This window comes from Psychromonas sp. (assembly GCF_041586535.1).
Classification (GTDB): Bacteria; Pseudomonadota; Gammaproteobacteria; order Enterobacterales; family Psychromonadaceae; genus Psychromonas.
This window is the reverse complement of record NZ_JBFGZY010000001.1, coordinates 36,473-54,779: the sequence shown is the minus strand read 5'-3', so window position 1 is coordinate 54,779 and position 18,307 is coordinate 36,473. Positions and strand designations below refer to the sequence as shown.

15 protein-coding genes are annotated in these 18,307 nt (G+C 43.3%); 2 read left to right on the top strand and 13 right to left on the bottom strand.

Annotated features, from left to right (window positions below; genetic code table 11):
- Positions 1–82: 82 nt before the first annotated feature.
- From ABZA00_RS00215 to ABZA00_RS00180, 8 genes are all read right to left on the bottom strand, one after another.
- Positions 83–247, bottom strand: a complete 165-nt coding sequence (locus ABZA00_RS00215) for a hypothetical protein (RefSeq protein WP_372880123.1) — start codon at positions 245–247, stop codon at positions 83–85.
- Positions 248–1,087 carry a carbon-nitrogen hydrolase family protein gene (locus tag ABZA00_RS00210; protein ID WP_372880122.1) on the bottom strand — a complete coding sequence of 280 codons (840 nt, stop codon included), beginning with the start codon at positions 1,085–1,087 and terminating at the stop codon, positions 248–250.
- Positions 1,088–1,154: 67 nt separating this feature from the next.
- Positions 1,155–5,063: a YhdP family protein gene (locus tag ABZA00_RS00205; RefSeq protein WP_372880121.1), complete on the bottom strand. Its 3,909-nt coding sequence runs from the start codon at positions 5,061–5,063 to the stop codon at positions 1,155–1,157.
- Between the two features lie 87 nt (positions 5,064–5,150).
- Positions 5,151–6,626 (bottom strand): ribonuclease G, encoded by a 1,476-nt coding sequence (gene rng, locus ABZA00_RS00200; protein ID WP_372880120.1) that lies wholly within the window; start codon positions 6,624–6,626, stop codon positions 5,151–5,153.
- Positions 6,627–7,007: 381 nt separating this feature from the next.
- A complete protein-coding gene (locus ABZA00_RS00195; protein WP_372880119.1) occupies positions 7,008–7,592 on the bottom strand; it encodes a nucleoside triphosphate pyrophosphatase in 585 nt (194 codons plus the stop codon).
- 2 nt (positions 7,593–7,594) lie between these two features.
- Complete coding sequence (gene mreD / locus ABZA00_RS00190) at positions 7,595–8,077, bottom strand: rod shape-determining protein MreD (RefSeq protein WP_372880118.1); 483 nt, start codon at positions 8,075–8,077, stop codon at positions 7,595–7,597.
- Positions 8,061–9,050 carry a rod shape-determining protein MreC gene (mreC, locus tag ABZA00_RS00185; RefSeq protein WP_372880117.1) on the bottom strand — a complete coding sequence of 330 codons (990 nt, stop codon included), beginning with the start codon at positions 9,048–9,050 and terminating at the stop codon, positions 8,061–8,063. Before mreC ends, mreD begins: the two co-directional genes overlap by 17 nt.
- Positions 9,051–9,255: 205 nt before the next feature.
- The gene (locus tag ABZA00_RS00180; RefSeq protein WP_372880116.1) at positions 9,256–10,299 is read right to left on the bottom strand and encodes a rod shape-determining protein; all 1,044 of its coding nucleotides are present in this window, start codon (positions 10,297–10,299) and stop codon (positions 9,256–9,258) included.
- A 327-nt stretch (positions 10,300–10,626) separates the two neighbouring features.
- Between ABZA00_RS00180 and ABZA00_RS00175 the strand changes: the two genes are divergently transcribed.
- Together ABZA00_RS00175 and corA are read left to right on the top strand one after the other, a co-directional pair.
- The gene (locus ABZA00_RS00175; RefSeq protein WP_372880115.1) at positions 10,627–10,782 is read left to right on the top strand and encodes a hypothetical protein; all 156 of its coding nucleotides are present in this window, start codon (positions 10,627–10,629) and stop codon (positions 10,780–10,782) included.
- A gap of 90 nt (positions 10,783–10,872) precedes the next feature.
- Positions 10,873–11,940: a magnesium/cobalt transporter CorA gene (gene corA / locus ABZA00_RS00170; protein ID WP_372880114.1), complete on the top strand. Its 1,068-nt coding sequence runs from the start codon at positions 10,873–10,875 to the stop codon at positions 11,938–11,940.
- Positions 11,941–11,946: 6 nt separating this feature from the next.
- On the opposite strand, the gene ABZA00_RS00165 is transcribed toward corA, so the two are convergent.
- The 5 genes from ABZA00_RS00165 to ABZA00_RS00145 all read right to left on the bottom strand — a co-directional run bounded on the left by ABZA00_RS00165 (position 11,947) and on the right by ABZA00_RS00145 (position 18,075).
- Positions 11,947–13,020, bottom strand: a complete 1,074-nt coding sequence (locus tag ABZA00_RS00165) for a glycosyltransferase family 2 protein (RefSeq protein ID WP_372880113.1) — start codon at positions 13,018–13,020, stop codon at positions 11,947–11,949.
- Between the two features lie 48 nt (positions 13,021–13,068).
- Positions 13,069–14,355 carry an oligosaccharide flippase family protein gene (locus ABZA00_RS00160; protein WP_372880112.1) on the bottom strand — a complete coding sequence of 429 codons (1,287 nt, stop codon included), beginning with the start codon at positions 14,353–14,355 and terminating at the stop codon, positions 13,069–13,071.
- A 305-nt stretch (positions 14,356–14,660) separates the two neighbouring features.
- Positions 14,661–15,206, bottom strand: coding sequence for a hypothetical protein (locus tag ABZA00_RS00155; RefSeq protein ID WP_372880111.1), 546 nt, complete (start codon positions 15,204–15,206; stop codon positions 14,661–14,663).
- Between the two features lie 9 nt (positions 15,207–15,215).
- On the bottom strand, positions 15,216–17,309 hold the full coding sequence (locus ABZA00_RS00150) for an LruC domain-containing protein (protein ID WP_372880110.1): 2,094 nt from the start codon (positions 17,307–17,309) through the stop codon (positions 15,216–15,218).
- 1 nt (position 17,310) lies between these two features.
- The gene (locus ABZA00_RS00145; RefSeq protein WP_372880109.1) at positions 17,311–18,075 is read right to left on the bottom strand and encodes a hypothetical protein; all 765 of its coding nucleotides are present in this window, start codon (positions 18,073–18,075) and stop codon (positions 17,311–17,313) included.
- Positions 18,076–18,307: the final 232 nt, after the last annotated feature.

The window sequence follows — 18,307 nt, the reverse complement described above, 5'->3', positions numbered from 1 at the left end:
AAGCTGGTTAATACTAATCCGACTGATTATCTACTCATTTATACTGGTTAAAATGGATGCCAGCCAGACATAAAACTACGTTTTAGTCTTTGCCATTGATTTGATTCAGAACGTCCGGTTCTTCACCACTTTGTCGCCAGCTAAAACTGCTCAAAATCGTTCCATACGATTTTGTACACTTAGAACAACTGGTTGCTGCAACCAATGCCTTGCTTTCATCCATTTTTTCTTGGTCTAAATAGAGCATTTAATTAATCAAATTGGTATATGTAAAACGGTTATGCGCAAGTATTGGCATAGCTAGTCGAATTTTTTCTAAAGATGATTTTTCAAAGGAGCTTTGAATACTGCCCTCACCATACTTCAATTGTTTAAGTACTTCACCCCAGGGGGAAATTATCATTGAATGGCCATAGGTCTGACGCCCACCCTGATGCTCGCCTCCCTGATTAGCGGCAATAATATAACACTGATTTTCGATTGCCCGCGCTTGTAATAAAGGTAACCAGTGAGCTTGTCCTGTAGTTTGCGTAAACGCGGCCGGTACCAGTAAAACTGCCGCTCCGCGGCTGCGTAATGTTTGAAATAACCCAGGAAAACGTAAATCGTAACAGATAGTTAATCCGACTTTTACAGAATCCTTCCCGCCATCAAAGTCAAATAATTTAACTTCCTGACCGGGAACAAAAGCATCGGACTCTTTGTAAAGCCCTGTCTTATCGGGAACCTGTGCATCAAAAAGATGGATTTTATGGTAATAACTAATCAATTCACCAAGCGGTGAAAACACCAGACAAGTGGTAAATATTTTATCCGCTATTGTACTTTTAATCGGGAAACTACCACAGACTAAATAACATTGATAATGTTTTGCCAAAGCGCTTAACTGCCCCTGGTAATAACCATCGCCTAAATGTTCAGATAACGCGAGATAACTCCCTTTATTTGCGATACACAGAGCATTTTCAGGCAGCAGGACTAACTGCCCGGAAGCGGGAGACAATGCCGCTAATAATTTTTTTAATTGCGCTAAATTTTCTTTTGGATCACTGCCACTTACCATCTGTATTGCAGATAAATTAAACATCTGGTTGTTCCTCGTTAATATGTCCAAAATTTACTCTATAGCGTGGTAAGCAGCGGTGTGCAGGCCATTATTCACTACCATTCTCACTGTTAAGGCCCTTCATCTGCTCTAAAACAGCACTATTCTGTAGTTTTATTTTCCCTTTTAGTCTATTGGTCAGTTTGACCTCCGGGTTGTTCAACGCACCTTTGACGCTAAAATCAACACGAACAATGGTTTCAACAACAGGTTCTAACAGTTTGCTTAACATATACACCGCCGCGCCGCTTAACGGACTGATGACAAATGCGGTTAAAACCGGCAGGCTGGAGGTCACCGCGGGGCTGTAACTAAGCCGATAATTAGTGTCATAGTTTGGCAGGTCAATCAATCCCCGGCCTGAAATTTTCCCGGCAGAGCCGTTTAAATAAAAATCATCATTTTTAACAATACCGTCAGTGATATCGCCCGAAAACTTGAGCAGGTCAAAATTAAAACCTTTGGAAAATACGTTATTGAATTCATTGTTCAGGGTGCGGCGGATCCCGTCAAGACTGAAAATACTTAACAATCGCGCACCGTTGTCATTTACCTCAGTAATCGCACCGTCTGTTAATGTTGCTGAAAAACTACCATTTAAGGAAGCCAGATTAAAAAGCCAGGGTGCTCCAATCCAATTTACAGCGCCACTTAACTCAGACTCAGAATGAATCACAGGACTACTATAACCGAGTCTTTTAACAATATCCAAATTCCCATTGCCGACACTTTTGACAATCAAATTTGTTTTTTTCTGATCCCAAACACCAGATATTTCAGTGAGTTCCTGTTCATCTCCGATTTTAAGGTAATTAATATTCAGATTATTCGCACTTGGAAAGATATGAGCATGCAATGGCGAAAAATTCATATCGCCATAGATACACTCTAAACAACTTAACAGTATTTCCGGATACTCTTTTAATAAATTACGCTTTGCTGAGCTAATCTCCTGTTCAGCAGTCTGGTGCGCATTAATCCTGGATAAATTCATCGATTGGAAATTCAACTTGCTAATATCAGCATCAACACGTATTGGTTCACCATCATAGACCTGCAGCGAGCCTTGTAATTTATTCGAGTTAACCGTCGCATCCCATTTTTTACCATCGTTAACAGCTGATATGGCTAAATTATTGATAGGTTGTGAAAATAACCTGACCTTTTTTACCGCAATATTTATTTCATCCAGCGCAACAAGCCCGCGACTCTCTGAATCTGTTGTTTTATTTGTTTTAAGACTGTCTCTCTGCTGACTGTAGCGTTGCCACTGCTGATACCAGCGGGTGATATCCAGCCTATCCAGACTCAGGTTAACTGATTGCTTATTTTTATTGCTAACTGAGGGGCTATCCTTGCCGATATTTAACTGAAAATAAGGAGTACTTTTTTGTTTTTGCTGATAGTCAAACCCGCCTCTCAGCCATAATTTGTTTTTTATTGTGCCCACAACAGCAGTGTTATTCTCATCTCCTGAAACAACAATTTCGGTCGGCCAGGACTGCAGTGCATTTTTCTCCAGGGGAAGAGGAAGAGCAACAGTGATCCCCCGTGTTGTCGAATTGAAAGCAACATTATACTGATAACCGCCCGACAGAAGGTGTGTAAAGTTGACCTTCGCCGTCCAATCCAACGGCCCTGAAATGGGCAGCGGATTCAGCCAGTTCTGTCCGTTTTTCAGTTTATCCAGTGACCAGTCCCCGGCTACATTCGCCGTGACTTGATAACGCTCCTGCTGCTCTTTGCTATTGAAGGAGATCTGTACCTTCTGCTCCAGGAGCTGCGCATCAAGATTATTCGCAATTAAATTACCGTTGATAAAACTAAACTCACCCTGCACATCCTTTAAGGGAAGGAGTATGTTTTCGGCTAAGTGCAGGTTTATATTATTATTGGCCAGCTTAACCCGTCCGCGCGTTTCAGTGTTCTGCTTTTCACGTTCAAAAGGAATGGTCAGTTGTAATTCCCCTTGTAATTGTTTTTGCACCTCAATCACCGAGAGAGCTTTGCCGATGCTGTTTTTAAGGGGAGAAGCTTTTAAATAGTCACTGATTTTTTGTGCATCGTCACTAATATCGGCATTAATAGTTAAAATGCCCTTGCGGTTTAAATGATCGATACCGGCATTAAGCCCGGCGACGTCTACATCGCCTAATGATGCTTTATGTGCGTTCATGGTCAACCGGTCATTTTCAAATAAAAGGTCTAAATCCAGGTTAGTCAGCCCCTGCCAATTACCATAAAAATCATATTGAGACTCCCGTAATGGTACCCAGGCTTGGAAGATACCGTTGTTGCCTTGATAGGGGTATTGATTTAACGCCCCATACCACAATATCTTAGCCCCCTTTACCTGTCCTTTTTTTAAAGTCGGCTGCAGGTAATTAAAGACATTTTTGCCCATCGCTTTGATTGGAAAATAATATTGTGCATTGCCTGCATCATTAAGATCTGCATAAGTATATAAACTCAGAAAAGGACTTGTATTTTGCGCATGTTGATTTGGAAAAAACAGTGAAAACTCAGTCGTGGTATTAAGATCGCGGGTATTGAATGTACTTTGCTCACTGAATAATTTTAATCCATTTTCGAGTTGCAGCCAGCGCAGATCAAGTTGCGCACTCTGCACCGGCATCTCCCGGCTAAATTGCCCGTCAAAATAGATATTCTGCTCGGGCAAGGTTATATTCAACTGACCTTTAGGTTTAGCACCGACAACCTCAATCTGCGCATTACTTATGCCCGGTATTGCGCCATGAGGCCGGTTGTTAAACTCACTTAAGTGCGCTGTAAAATGCACTTCATCTGCACTGTCTTTAAGCAGTGTTAAATCATCGATCTGAGCTTGAATATCAACAGCGAGCAGAGATTCCATTTTATCTTCTGTCAAATCAGAATGTAATAAATAGAAAGGCATTAACTCTTTAACGTTCACTTCATCAAATTCAAAATAAGCATGCGCCGGATCGCCGTGAGCACTGATATTAAAGCCTTGCCATTTTTTTTGATTATGTGTGATATCAAGATCATAACTGTCTAATAACCACGCATTACCGCTGTTTGTAAACTGCAGTAATCCGCTGTTTATCTGCCAGCGATGGGTTTGGCCTAATTGTACCCAATTCAACCGGGTATTATTTAATTGCAATTGCAGTGCGCGCAGCGAGTTAGATGAGAATTCAGCCCACGCTTTGAAACCTAATACTGCATCAAAAAGTTGTGCATTTTTATTGACTCGCTCATTTAAATAGGGGGCAATATTGAAATTTTCGGCCTCAACATAAAGCTTCCCTAATAAAAGGGCTGTCGGGTTTTCATTTTGTTCGACTAAATCCACCACAAAATCTAATGAGCTATTATCTATGCTGTTGGGAATTGACGCATAACCGGTGCCTTGATGACGCCCCTCTTCGTTTACCCAGTTTAATTTTTCGATAACAATGGTTTTATTACGCCCAAGGTGGTCTTTAAAATGGACTTGACTGTCCTTAACGCCAACCTTGCTCAGCTGCACCAACAATAATTTTTGCAGGGAAGCCAGAGTGATAGACGAAGTTTCTGAATTGTGAGTATTTTCCCGGGGGGATTTAACAGTAATATCAGCCCCCTGCACCGATATCCGGTTAAACACCAGCGCTTGTTCTGTAATACTCTGCCAAAAATTCAGATAAATAAACAGGTGATCGAGCTTAAGCCGATAGGGTATCTCAACAGCATCGATCAGCTCAACATCGCTGACATTTAGCATTAATCCTGAGAAATCAATGCCGGCAGAAACATCGCGAAAGGCTAGATTTAAATTGTATTCTTCTGCTAACCATTGTGTTGCATAGCTCTTATAGTCATCGATTTGGACAAATAAAATACGCACTACGGTTAGCAGCACGGCCAAAATAAACAGTTTAACAGCAATTAATGCATAGAACCGTCTTAACCACTTGAAAATGGAATGTTTCAATTTATCTACCTGCAACACGGAATAATAGAGAGGCAGTCATGCACAACAGCAGTGTAATTTCGGAGCTGCACAAAACAACCCATCACATCACATCATTATCACGTCAAACTGCTCCGGTCCGTAAAGAGGCTCGGCATGTACTTTAACCTCTTTTGACATAAACAAGACCAGTTCGCCTAAGTTATGGGACTCTTCACCCTGTAGCGCCTCGGCAACAGCCGGTGAAGTATAGACGACAAAATGGTCGACCTTATAAGCACGGTTAACCCGCAATATTTCACGTAACACCTCGTAACATACTGTTTCGACAGTTTTAACATAACCACGGCCGTTACACTGTTCACACACGCCGCAAAAAATATGCTCCAAACTTTCCTGGGTGCGCTTACGGGTCATTTCAATTAACCCTAAGGGTGAAAAATCATTGAGGCTGGTTTTAACGCGATCTTTTGCCAGGGCTTGCTCTAAACTGCTAAATACGCGACGTCTATGTTCAACTGACTGCATATCGATAAAATCGATAATAATAATGCCGCCTAAGTTACGTAAGCGTAATTGCCGGGCAATCGCCTGCGTGGCTTCAATATTAGTATTAAATATCGTCTCTTCAAGATTTCGATGACCAACAAAAGCGCCGGTGTTGATATCAACAGTGGTCATTGCTTCTGTCTGATCAATAATTAAATAACCACCGGATTTTAACTCTACCTTGCGCTCCAATGCACGTTGCACTTCATTCTCGACATCGAAGAGATCAAAAATAGGACTTTCACCGCGGTAACACTCTATTTTATCCTCAAGTTCAGGAACAAAATCATGGGTAAACTCTTTGATTAGCTTATAATTGAGTTTCGAATCAATCCTGACTCTATCTATCTCCCCGCCGACAAAATCCCGTAGGATACGAAATGCCAGTCCCAAATCACGGTAAAGTAATCTGTTTTTATTTTTTGGACGTTGGCGACGCGTCAATACCTTCCGCCAAACACGCAGCAGGAAGGCGGCATCATTCACCAGCTCATTTTCAGGCGCCCCTTCCGCAGCTGTGCGGATAATAAAACCACCCAGTTCAGTTTCACAACACCCTTGGGTGATTTTCTTTAAACGTGCACGCTCTTTTTCACTTTCAATACGTTGTGAAACGCCCACATGCCGGCTGCCGGGCATAAAAACCAAATAACGGGAGGGCACGGTAATATCGGTGGTCAGACGGGCTCCTTTTGTGCCAAGTGGATCTTTAATCACCTGCACCATAAGATCCTGGCCGGGACGGACCAGTTGCGCGATATCAGCAGCTTTAAACTTCGCTTTTTCAGAATGGGTAAGACTCTCGGTAAAGGGAACTATATCTGAAGCGTGTAAAAAGGCCGCTTTTTCCAAACCAATATCGACAAAGGCAGCCTGCATGCCTGGCAATACTCTGCTCACTTTACCTTTATAGATATTACCAACAATACCTTTGGTCGCCTGACGTTCTATATGTAACTCTTGCAATACTCCGCCTTCAACCAACGCAACCCGCGTTTCTGTTGGCGTAATATTCATTAATAATTCAACGGACATTCTTTTTTACTTCCTTTAAAATTCTTTCATAATTTTTGTGCCGGATAATATCTAATATCGAAATATTAAGCAGTCATTTATACCCAAACCGTTTATTGCATCTATAAACGGTTTGGGTATAAATACTTTATTTCATCTCTGAATGGCAGCTTAAACAATTGGAGTCGACACCGAGGTAAAGCTTAACGCTTTCTTAATCAAAAACAACGCCATAAAGGCCAACAAGAAAATACTATATACAAAAAAAAATTTTAAAAAAGGCTGCAGATCAAAGAAGAAGGATCCAGTTATAAAATGAGCTCATTAAACGCAGCTGCAGTCAGCAATCAGGATGATTAACAAACAGTGCCTTTATTACAAAAAAAAGTAAAAAGTCACCATTTAACGGTGCTGATTTACCTCTTTTATAAACGTTTTAATAAGCTCGGCTGTTTCAAAAAGGGGAAGTCCGACAACACCGCTATAACTACCCGAAATATTGGTAATAAATTTTCCAGCAATTCCCTGAATAGCGTAACCTGCGGCTTTATCAATCGGCTCGCCGGATTGCCAGTAGTCAGAAATCTCCCGGTCACTCAATTTTTTAAAGCTTACCTCCGTTTTAACCAGGACACTTTTTGAATATCCGTCCTGCCACAATGCTACCGCGGTTAATACATGATGGGTACGTCCGGACAATAATTTCAGCATCTCTTCCCCGTGATGTTTATCGCGCGGTTTTTCTAATATTTTTTGTTCTATGGTAATTATTGTATCTGCACCTAAGGCCGGCTTTTTCCGCTTACTATTTGCAAACCCCGCCTGAGCTTTCTGCAAAGCTAAGCGTAAAACATAATCTTGCGCCGATTCGCCCGCTTGCGGTACTTCTTCTATTACAGCAGGTACCAGGTCAAATGAGACCCCAATTTGGCTAAGAAGTTCACGACGGCGAGGCGAACTCGACGCAAGGTAAATAGAAAATGCCATGATTATACGACCTTAAAGCGGAGACGAATGAAACGCAGCATAAGAAAAAACCATGGCCAAATCAGCATCGAGCTGAATACAGACCAGAAATAAGACTTATGCAAAATAATATCCTGTAAACCAGATGCCATCAAATACAGGATCAGTTTAGAGAACAAAGAAAACAGTCCCGCTATCAGCGTTGTTTGAACAATAGTAAAATAACGAAAAAGCTGGTAATTGGTGATTACTATGTAGGCTAATAACGAAAATAACAACGCGTGCATGCCTAATGTCGAACCTAATAAAAGATCAAATATGACACCGAGAATAAAAGCATGACCTATACTGACCCGGTGTGGTAATGCCAGCACCCAATAAAAAATAATCAGAATCATCCAGTCAGGACGAAAGGCATTGAGGATGCTCGGCAGAGGAAAAATAGCACAGACTAAACCGGCAAAATAGGTCATATAGATGACAAAATAATTACTCAGTAGCGACATTCACAGATTCCGGTGGTGCAGATTTTTTTTCTGTTTCTGCAGCTTTGAGCAGATCTGAAACAGTCTCTGCATCATTTTCTGCCGGTGAACCAGAGGGTTGTGATGACGCAGCGGCGATGGAGAGATTACGCGGCAAATCAGACTCTTTATAGTGATGATCATTCCATAATAATAACAGATAGCGGCTTCTGTCTAAATGAGCGACTGGTGTTGCGTTGACATCAGCATAAAGCGCGCCTTCCTGATAGTTAAAATGACTGACGCGGGCAACCGGGTAACCCGCCGGAAAACGCCCGCCCAAACCGGAAGTGACAAGCAGATCGCCCTCCTGCAAATCCGCATTACTCTGCACAAAAGGTACATTGAGTTTGTTCCAGTCACCACTACCGTGGAGCACGGCGGTAAGATCATTACGCTGAACACGAACCGGAATCCCGTGGCTTACGTCAACAATCAATAAAACCCGGCTGGTTGTGCTGCCGACCTGAGAAACTTGCCCGACGACCCCCTCTTCATTGATCACCGGCTGGCCGACATAAACACCGTGCGCGGCACCTTTATCGATCAAAACCTGATGGGTAAAAGGATCGGATCGTAAGCTCATCACTTCGGTTATCATGCGTTTATTAGTAAATGTTCGCTCTGAATTGAGCAGTTTGCGTAACTGTCTATTTTCATTTTCTAATTGCGTGAGTAGCAGACGGTCAGCTTTAAGATGCAGGTTATCCTTTTCTAGCTGTTGATTACGCGCTTTTAACTCATGACGAGTCATTACGTTATCAGAGACAGCACTGAATAATTTTTGCGGCACATCAGCAACATACTGCACCGGGCTAACCAGAGAGTTTAAATAAATACGGGATGAGGCAAACAGATCAAACTTTCCATCTGCAATAAATAGAAAAATCGAAAAAACTACCACGATGGATAGCCTTAATAAAAATGATGGACCGCGCGTAAAAATTTTTTTCATGGCTGCAAATTAATTAGGAAAAGTCATAATAATAACAGTATTCACCAAGAACTGCCCCATCTGATATATTGTCGAAGTTAGATAATATCAGGTTTCATTGAGTTGAACGACTCAATCGCAACCCAATGAATAACTAAACTAAGACTTCGTTAGCCCTGTCCAAGATAGCCCTTAAAAAGATTAAAAACTATTATTAAGCAGGTTATTAATCGGCATTAAACAGATCACTACCATAGGTGTCGATCATTTCCAGTGCCATACCGCCGCCACGCGCCACGCAGGTAAGGGGATCGTCAGCAACAATCACAGGGATGCCTGATTCCTCTGCAAGCAGACGGTCTAATTCACATAATAATGCCCCACCACCGGTTAACACCATCCCGGTTTCAGCAATATCAGCTGCCAATTCAGGCGGTGTTTTTTCCAGTGCCAGCATAACCGCCGAAACGATTCCGCTTAATGGCTCCTGCAGGGCTTCTAATATCTCATTGCTGTTCAGGGTAAAGCTGCGAGGCACGCCTTCAGCAACATTCATACCACGGACTTCAATCTCTCTTATTTCATTAATCGGGTAAGCAATCGCAATACTGTGTTTAATACGTTCAGCGGTAATTTCACCAATGGTGCAACCATAATTGCGGCGCACATAATTAATAATCGCTTCATCAAATTTATCACCGCCAATACGCACTGAAGCAGAATACACCACACCGTTCAAAGAAATAACGGCCACTTCCGTTGTACCACCGCCAATATCCACCACCATTGAGCCTTTTGCCTCGGAAACTGGCATACCGGCACCGATCGCGGCGGCCATGGGTTCATCAATCAAAAATACATCGCGCGCACCCGCGCCCTGTGCCGATTCACGAATGGCACGACGTTCAACTTGTGTTGATCCGCACGGCACACAGACTAAAACGCGTGGGCTGGGACGTAAAAAGCTATTGTTGTGCACCTGCTTGATAAAATACTGCAGCATTTTTTCAGTGATATAAAAATCGGCAATAACGCCATCTTTCATCGGGCGAATAGCCTGAATATTACCGGGTGTTTTACCTAACATCTGTTTTGCGTCATGGCCAACAGCAGCAACACTTTTACCTGCACCATTTTTGTCTAAACGGATTGCAACAACGGAAGGCTCATCTAATACGATACCTTGATTTTTTACATAAATAAGTGTGTTTGCAGTTCCTAAATCGATCGACAGATCGTTAGAAAACATACCTCGGAACATTTTAAACATGAAAGTTTTCCAATAATAGCGAATAAAGAGATGAAGGAGCGTACTCTACCAATCTAGCTATATTTCATCAAGAAAATAAACTAAATAGACGATGGAATCGTCTATTTAGTTTAACTCTTCCAATCACAACCAGTTGACCTACCGCAGAGCAAGTGCCGTGCGGCGCTTTTATGCATTAAATGCGTTCCGCTGTTTATCCTTCAATACATCGACATACCGCTCAATTTAATCAATCTGTTATAAAAAAAAGAACAATATGTTGAATGTTTATTAAATGCACTTTACTGTTATTTTTATGATCTGAGCAGGTAAAGGAGTAGCGCCGATGTGATCAAAAATACAACGAAAAAAGGCTTTGCATATGGAACGAAGGTAAATGACTTTCTTAACTCAGAGCTCTCCCGCATCGCCGCAAAGGGGCGGGTACTTTGCCTGGCCGAAGATGAAGGAAGTAAGCGAGGTTGTACTGGTCGTTACATGTAAAAAAGCAACAGAATAGAAAACATCGTCCCGAATTCCCCGGAGAAAAAATTTTCAGCCGCAAAAAGAATGGCGATTATTGAGGACCAATAAATGATTGAATCAATGCGCACTCCTTCCGAAAAGCGGGGGTTACCACCCGGCTCGCTTATTCATGTCGGCGATGTTCTCGAATCAAAGACAAGCATCTCTCTGATTGATTACAATAAAGACAAGATTAACGAGTTGGAAATCCAATCCGTAAAAGAGATACTTGAATACAAAGATAATGACAGTGTCACCTGGGTGATTATCGAGGGTTTAACCAATGTTTCTCTAATAGAACAGATTGGCGCAGCATTTGGTATTCACCATCTGGTACTTGAAGATATTCTCAATACCCACCAGCGGCCTAAATTTGAAGAATATGATGATCATCTTTATATTGTGCTTAAATGTCTGCTGCCTGAAGGTGAGCAGTTTACCGTTAATTATGAACAGATAAGTATTCTCCTGCTCGATAACTTTGTTTTTCTCTTCAAAGAAAAAAAAGATGCACTGCTTCACCCGGTTATGCAGCGTATCAGAACCAGCAAAGGACGGTTAAGAAATTTGGGGACAGACTATCTGACCTATGCCATTCTGGATACGGTTGTGGATCAGCATTTTATTTTGATCGACTCACTGGATGAAGCCATTACGTCCCTTGAAGATAAATTATTAACCTCTCCTGCAACACAAAATACGCTCAATAAGATCCAAAAACTAAAAAGAGAAATCATTGGTATCCGAAGACATGTTTCACCGGTCAGAGAGCTACTCTCGGAAATGCTGCGCAGTGAGTCCGAGCTGATAGATGAAAAAACCCATGTATACCTCAGAGATGTGCATGATCATGCCATACGCGTCATGGAGTCCATCGAGTTATATAGAGATATATTAACCGGCCTATTGGATATCTATATCTCCAGTGTAAGCAATAAAATGAACGAAATTATGAAGGTGCTAACTGTATTTGCTTCTATTTTTATCCCTTTAACCTTTTTGACCGGCATATACGGTATGAATTTTGATTATATGCCGGAATTGAAGTGGAAATGGGCATATCCAATTCTGTGGATCGCTTTTATTACCATTCCCGTTTCCCTGCTTGTTTATTTCAAACGTAAAAAATGGTTATAAACTGTATTATCCTTTCGCCAATTGATTAAATTTACCTATGCTTGCCATAGCAATCTGCTCGATGCTTTTATAAAACTGCACCGGCATAATTTTTATCAGCGCGGCACAAAGCAGTGTATTAACGGTTCTGCCCGGCTCCTGCAGGAGAATACTGCTGTTGGTTTTTAATGCTTCTTTGATATAAAACCACGCTTGCTTACTGTCACCGGACTGAATTGAGCGTCTTGCAAAATAGCGATATTGGTAAGCTTTAGCCAATTCATAATAATGTTCAAAAAGTTTAGGGTGCTGCTGTTGATTAAATCCCATTGCCGTTTTCCAGCTCGTAAATTGCGCTTCTAAATTACTCGAAAGGCCGTTTTCATTTACCCGGTAATAGGTTAACGGCTGTGCTATTCCTTCAAACTTCCAGGCACTGTTCAGGCAAAGCCGAGTCCAAAGTTCGATATCTTCAGACTGTTTTAACTGCTCATTAAAATATTCTACTCGCGATAAGCTATCTGCCTCCTTATCGACACCGCCGGCGCTATTATTTTCCAGGCTGCTGCAGTAGTCAGTTAACATGGCTCGGCGTATAACTGGGGCAGAGCCGTTACCTATCGGGTTGCGGCAAAAGATATCCCGCTGAGTAATATTTTTGAGTTTAGGAAATTGCCCAATACCGAGCGGGTTGTCATCTTCATCGACAAATAGCGACGGGCAGTAACTGATCCCGACATCCAAATTGTTATTTAAGTGGGCAACGTGCATTTTCAGTTTATCTTTATGCCAAAAATCATCCGAGTCGAGCAAAGCAATATACTCGCCTTTTGCCTGATTGATGCCGCTATTTCTCGCTCCCGCTAAACCACGATTGGCTTGCCGGATAAGCGTTATCCGCGGATCTGTAAATGCGGCAAGTAATTCAAGGGTGTTATCAGTGCAACCGTCATCCACACAGATGATTTCAAAATCACTGAAACTCTGCAGCAATACAGAGCTAATACAGCGAGTGATATATTTTGCAACGTTGTACATTGGAATAACAACAGAAACTTGTGGTGCCGTTGCACCGTGAGTGATATTCAAACTAATAGACATTTTGTAACCTCAGTAAAATAAGAACGAATAAACATGAACGTACCGGCATCAGGCATTTTTGAGTGCCGGCTTGTTGTGATGAAAACGGTTAATAGGTAAAAAAATCGCGAGGGATATCCCCGCAAGAATCAACATGGCAGATGCCAGTGCAATTGGAGACTCCGGCTGATAAATCAACAAACCGGTCATGCAGATGGCTAAGGTAAAAAGGCGGATGAAATTTTCACATGAATAACAGCGCTGTGCTCTTAACATGTTACATTTAACATCCACAAACAATGTCGCGCACGCAGAGAGACATAAAATGCTGCTCACCGGAATCGCTGCCGTCCAGCTGTCTGCAAACAATAAAGGGATGTAGAAAAAAGCGGCACCCGCCTGAGCAACAAATGCACTGGATACCAACAAGGTCAGCCAATAAATATTGCGGACACGGTGCTCAAAATGACCGTCGCGGTTAAATTTACACAGTTGTGGATAGAGCGCATTATTGAAAGCGCTATTTAACGACTGACTCAATCCAATACCCGCACTTTTGGCAAAGCTATATAAGCCAAATGATTCTGGTGATAGCAGTTTCGCAGCAAAAAACAGATCCAGATGCTGCTGCAGAGCCTTGCCGGATTCAGCAAATATCATTTTCGATGATGAGCTGAGCAGTTTTTTAATCACTTCCCAGTCAAAACCAATAGCAAAATCTTTACTGGGTGCAAAACTGAATATGATTAACCAGGCGATAGAAAAAATGATTTTGCCATAAGCAATGGCCATCACATCTTCACTGATAAAAACCAATGCTGCTATGCTTAAGTTTTCTATCAGAAGACAAAGTCCACTGCACAGACCAACAAAAGCCATATTATTGTTGCGCTGTAATAAAAACACCCGAACGCTTACCAGCGGAAACAGCGCGTAACTGACGGCCATTACCGTCAACAGCTGGGCAACGTCGGGGTTAGCGAAGTACAGTGAAGCAACTTGCGCCAGCAGCAGCTGCAGAATGATTAATAAAATGCACATTAGCCATTGCAGAGACATGGCATTTTTGGCGATAACGGGTAACTGCTCTTCACTGCAGTTTATCACCTGATTACCTGCTCCCGAGCGAAGTAATAAACGCAGAATGTCATGACAGGCTAAGGCCAGCATACCACTGCCATACTGGCTCGGTGTTAAGATTGCCGCCAGAACAATAATAGTCAGCAGCCTAGAACCTTTACCCAGCACTTCGGAACTCAGCAGCCACAGGGCGTTTTTAATAAGCCTGGCAAAATGTTGCTGATAACTCGCCGCCAGATTTTCCAGCAGCTTGTTATTTAGGATGTTTACTTTCATCTGCTTCTCAATAAAGTAATTGTCATTTAACAAATATAAAAGCAAGAAAGGTGCCAGTTTTATTTAAAGATGAAGTTGATAATATACGCAGAGGAAAGATTAGCCGCTTTGCATGCATTGTGCCTGCATCCAATGCAACAAGTATAAAAGAGAAAGCCCGCTGTGTTTTATGCACAGCGGGCTTCAAAATTATCGTTTTATTGCAGAACGAGAATTTCTATGGGAGTGTTTGCAAAATGCAATCGCGCTTTTTATCTGGACCCTGAAGATAAAAATCCGCGTTGCCGGTCAATCACAGCAGGTTTTTATTGACTGATACTGAACTGCTGCAGACCATCCTGATTGCCATCCTTAGTCCATGGAATATATAGCGGATCTGAGCCGTCAAAAAACCACAAAACGGCCACCAGCGCCTGTTTGTCATTGGTCAGGAAAAGCGTTTCGGAAAAGAAACCATCGGTCACCGAGACTTTTAGAAGACAACTTTGGTAATCGACATCATACTCCTCGCCGGTTTGTGTATATTCAGAGCACAGCGTAATAAACACAGTTTCACTGTTTCGCTGTGCAAGCGATGCAGAAAAATACACCGGATAACCAGTCGAAAAATCAAAGCCCGCAGGCACGCTCAAATCAGCAGCGCGCGTGACCACTTGTTCACTACTGCTTTCAAGCGCAACGGCAGAGCTGGCTGTCTGAGATGCTGTTTCTTCACTTGCGCTGCTCTGCACAACGGTATCTGAATCAACAGATTGCGAAGTGCTATCTCCACCACCCCCACCACCGCAGGCAAACAGGAAGAAACTTATAATAATCAACGCGCTGTACTTACTTTTTTTATTCAAAAACATCTTCTTTCCTTATTTATCAAAGGTATTTCTTAAGGTTGCATTGATATCCAGATACCAATCTCCTGCTTCACCACCTGCGCTTTTTACATAGTCAGGGAATGTTGGATAGGCGTAGATAATATCCATATACTCCAGTGGATAGCGCCATTCATTACCGATATGCAGTGCCCAGGGCATACCCGTTTCCGTTTGGAAATACTGCTCAGTTGCGCTGTCCGACATATCATCCCCCTGATTTAACAGACTCTGATCAAACGCCGAGGTGGGTGGATAGTTTTTCAGGTGAATTTCCAAACTGCGCCCGGGTCTGCCGCTAACCTGATCATCGGGACTGGCAAATATAAAGGGATCAAAGGGTGGTGCAGCGAGTTCACTTGTAGTAACCCCTGAGACCATAGGCACAGAGATGGAAAAGCTCATCTGCACAGAGGAACCGCAGCCGCTCTCGGTGCGGTGGAATTTACAGCCTTCTCCCGGAGTGATGTAGTCGGTTACATTATCTGAGACCATCAAAATGGCTTCAGGGCGTCCCGCTTCAAGGGGAGAATTGGTCTGCACCCTGCGGTTGATAAGAAACTCAATATCCTGCTCGTTTACGTCGGCGCGCTCGATACCCGGCAGATGAATGGCAAATCCATTGGCATAGTTAGCCCCCATGGCAACCACCTCACCGATCAACTGCACCCGCACAATCTCATTATTCTTTGTCGATACTGCCGTCCGGTAATAGACCACCAGATCGTTCATATCGTAGTCCCCTACCATTGGCCAGTTGTCTTCATAGGCCAGCGTTGACCAGCCGCTCTCGCTCGGGTAGTAGGTTGTGGCGTCCCCGGACTCGCTAATCTCAATACGATAATCTTCAACCTCACCATCATCTGTACCGCCATTAGCCTCCAGTGCGGGTTCACTGCTGTAGCGAAAACGCGCCCAGGTTTCACCGGTTAGCGCTCTGAAAGGCACATCGTAATAAAGAGCATGCACGCCTTGGCTCAGCGCTTTCTGGGAAAAAATCTGCTCATCACTTTCAAATTCACCATTTTGATCCCAGTCGATCCACGCATTCAGGTAGCCATCGCCAGCTGCAGTAATCTGGGTAATAGCCTTTGTACCGACTTCAATATTAGTAATAAAACTAACACCGTCTTCGTCAGCAGAGCCGGCCTCCTGATCACTTAGCGGATAAAGATAACTGTCGCTTTCACCATCGACTGCTGCACCTAAATAGACGCTGCTGCCGAGCAGACCATGACGGGCACCATTACTGCTGAGCAGTGTACCGTAACTGTCCGGTGCATCACCAAAATCAATGTTTTGATCCAGGTCACCAATAATCGGCGCCATAGCGCAGCGGGCACCGTCATTGTTACTTGATGAAGGGCCTGCCGCGTATAATTCAGCACGAGGCTCGGGATCATCGATGGCAATTCTGTAAACATAACCATCTGCATTGCGACTCAGGTACAGGGTGCCTTCAACATCAAAATAAACCGCGCCAAAAGTACCTGTTTGCCCCACATTACCCAAACTTGTTGCACTGCCGCTGTTCACATCAATACGGTATAACTCACCATTTCGGTCGACACTGTAAGCCGCGCCGTCAAAGGGGTGAAAAGCCATATCATAAATTTTCAGGTTAAGCGTAGCGCCGTCAATCACTTTCGACATCTGCAGATAATCGGGATCATCACTGTCAAGTGGCAAACGGTACAAACCATAATTCGCACCGGGTCGATAGCTGTAATAGACATTTTCATCCACGGCAATATCACCAACGTAAAAACTGGTTGCGGGTATTCCGCTGACATTCAAGGGAGTGACCTGATAATCATCGCCGATTTGTACTACGGTGGAAAACTCCTGACTATAGGCATACAGATAATTATCATGGAAGTTGAATGCGAATGCATTGAGTTGCCCCGTTGTCCCCATCTCCTCAGATAACAGTTGGTAGTGTCCCGTTGCCAGCTGCACACCATAAAGCTGTGCAACGCGGCCCTGAATCAGGTAGGCTTCCGAGGGACAATCACTAAAGGGCTGTGCATAAACACTGTGGCTGATAGAGGTCAGCGTGATAGCGGCAAATATTGATGGCAGTTTCATATCAAACTCCAGTTTCTAAAGTAGGAAAAGATGGGCAGGAAAACTCCTGATGATGGCTCTTAGCCTGGTCAACAAGCCCTGCAAGGCGCTGCGCCAGACTGAGCTTTTTGACATTGCGTATAAGCCCGCTGTGTTTGCCAACTGCCAGTAAAAACCGGCTGGCGAAGAATAAAAAACGGTCATACCACGCAGGTTGAAAAAGTGCACGCAGCGGCCCCGCGCTGAAATGGCGAATATAATCCTGCATATGCGGATCGCTGTTGTTGTTCCAGCGGCTGGAGATCACTTTGATAAATGCTTTGTGATGCGCGTAATGAATAATATGGCCATTTTCTCCCCAACCGACGCTGTCGCACTCAGGCAGAGGTTTTTCCATATTTTCCAGTACATCACGAAAAAAGCTTGTTGCGCTGTGGCTCTGCTGCGCAATCAACACGCCGGAATTGATCCGGCCGCTGTAACCCCGGGCGATAAAAACGGACTTATCCGCTGTTGCCAGAGTTTCCACTCTAGGGGCTCCGGGTTGTATCTTTGCATCGGCATCAACAAACAACACCCAGTCATAATTTGCTTGCAACGCTTCTAACATCAACGCAATTTTCAGCCACGCACACTCTAACCCTAAGGAGGTCAGCAGCGGACGGTCCACGACAACATAACGGTAACCATGACGGGCCGCATAATCACGCTGGCTTTGAATATTCTTGCGGTACTGCCAGTGATAGCCATTTAAGGCGATGGTAAACATTAACGTATTTGTGCTCATGCTCTCTCCTTTGCTGAACAAAGGTATCAAAGCAATGAGCGTGCCAAGGTTTAAAAACAGGCCTGCAGCCCTTGCCCTGAGGTATTTTCTGCAATTTTACTGCTTGCTGACTTTTGCAAGTTGCGAAATATTTCCCGCGTGGCACAGCGCTTTTCTTACTTTGCAAAAAGGGAGTTAAGTGAGGAGAACACCGCTCTGTAAATATAAAGCGCGGCATTTTGGCCAACAAGAC

Bases quoted from the DNA above. Each gene is read 5' to 3' on its own strand.
- ABZA00_RS00180 (WP_372880116.1), bottom strand. From the start codon at position 10,299: ATGTTTAAAATGTTCCGAGGTATGTTTTCTAACGATCTGTCGATCGAT.
- ABZA00_RS00195 (WP_372880119.1), bottom strand. From the start codon at position 7,592: ATGGCATTTTCTATTTACCTTGCGTCGAGTTCGCCTCGCCGTCGTGAA.
- ABZA00_RS00160 (WP_372880112.1), bottom strand. From the start codon at position 14,355: ATGAAAGTAAACATCCTAAATAACAAGCTGCTGGAAAATCTGGCGGCG.
- corA (WP_372880114.1), top strand. From the start codon at position 10,873: ATGATTGAATCAATGCGCACTCCTTCCGAAAAGCGGGGGTTACCACCC.
- ABZA00_RS00145 (WP_372880109.1), bottom strand. From the start codon at position 18,075: ATGAGCACAAATACGTTAATGTTTACCATCGCCTTAAATGGCTATCAC.
- ABZA00_RS00165 (WP_372880113.1), bottom strand. From the start codon at position 13,020: ATGTCTATTAGTTTGAATATCACTCACGGTGCAACGGCACCACAAGTT.
- mreC (WP_372880117.1), bottom strand. From the start codon at position 9,050: ATGAAAAAAATTTTTACGCGCGGTCCATCATTTTTATTAAGGCTATCC.
- rng (WP_372880120.1), bottom strand. From the start codon at position 6,626: ATGTCCGTTGAATTATTAATGAATATTACGCCAACAGAAACGCGGGTT.
- ABZA00_RS00155 (WP_372880111.1), bottom strand. From the start codon at position 15,206: ATGTTTTTGAATAAAAAAAGTAAGTACAGCGCGTTGATTATTATAAGT.
- mreD (WP_372880118.1), bottom strand. From the start codon at position 8,077: ATGTCGCTACTGAGTAATTATTTTGTCATCTATATGACCTATTTTGCC.
- ABZA00_RS00215 (WP_372880123.1), bottom strand. From the start codon at position 247: ATGCTCTATTTAGACCAAGAAAAAATGGATGAAAGCAAGGCATTGGTT.
- ABZA00_RS00210 (WP_372880122.1), bottom strand. From the start codon at position 1,087: ATGTTTAATTTATCTGCAATACAGATGGTAAGTGGCAGTGATCCAAAA.
- ABZA00_RS00150 (WP_372880110.1), bottom strand. From the start codon at position 17,309: ATGAAACTGCCATCAATATTTGCCGCTATCACGCTGACCTCTATCAGC.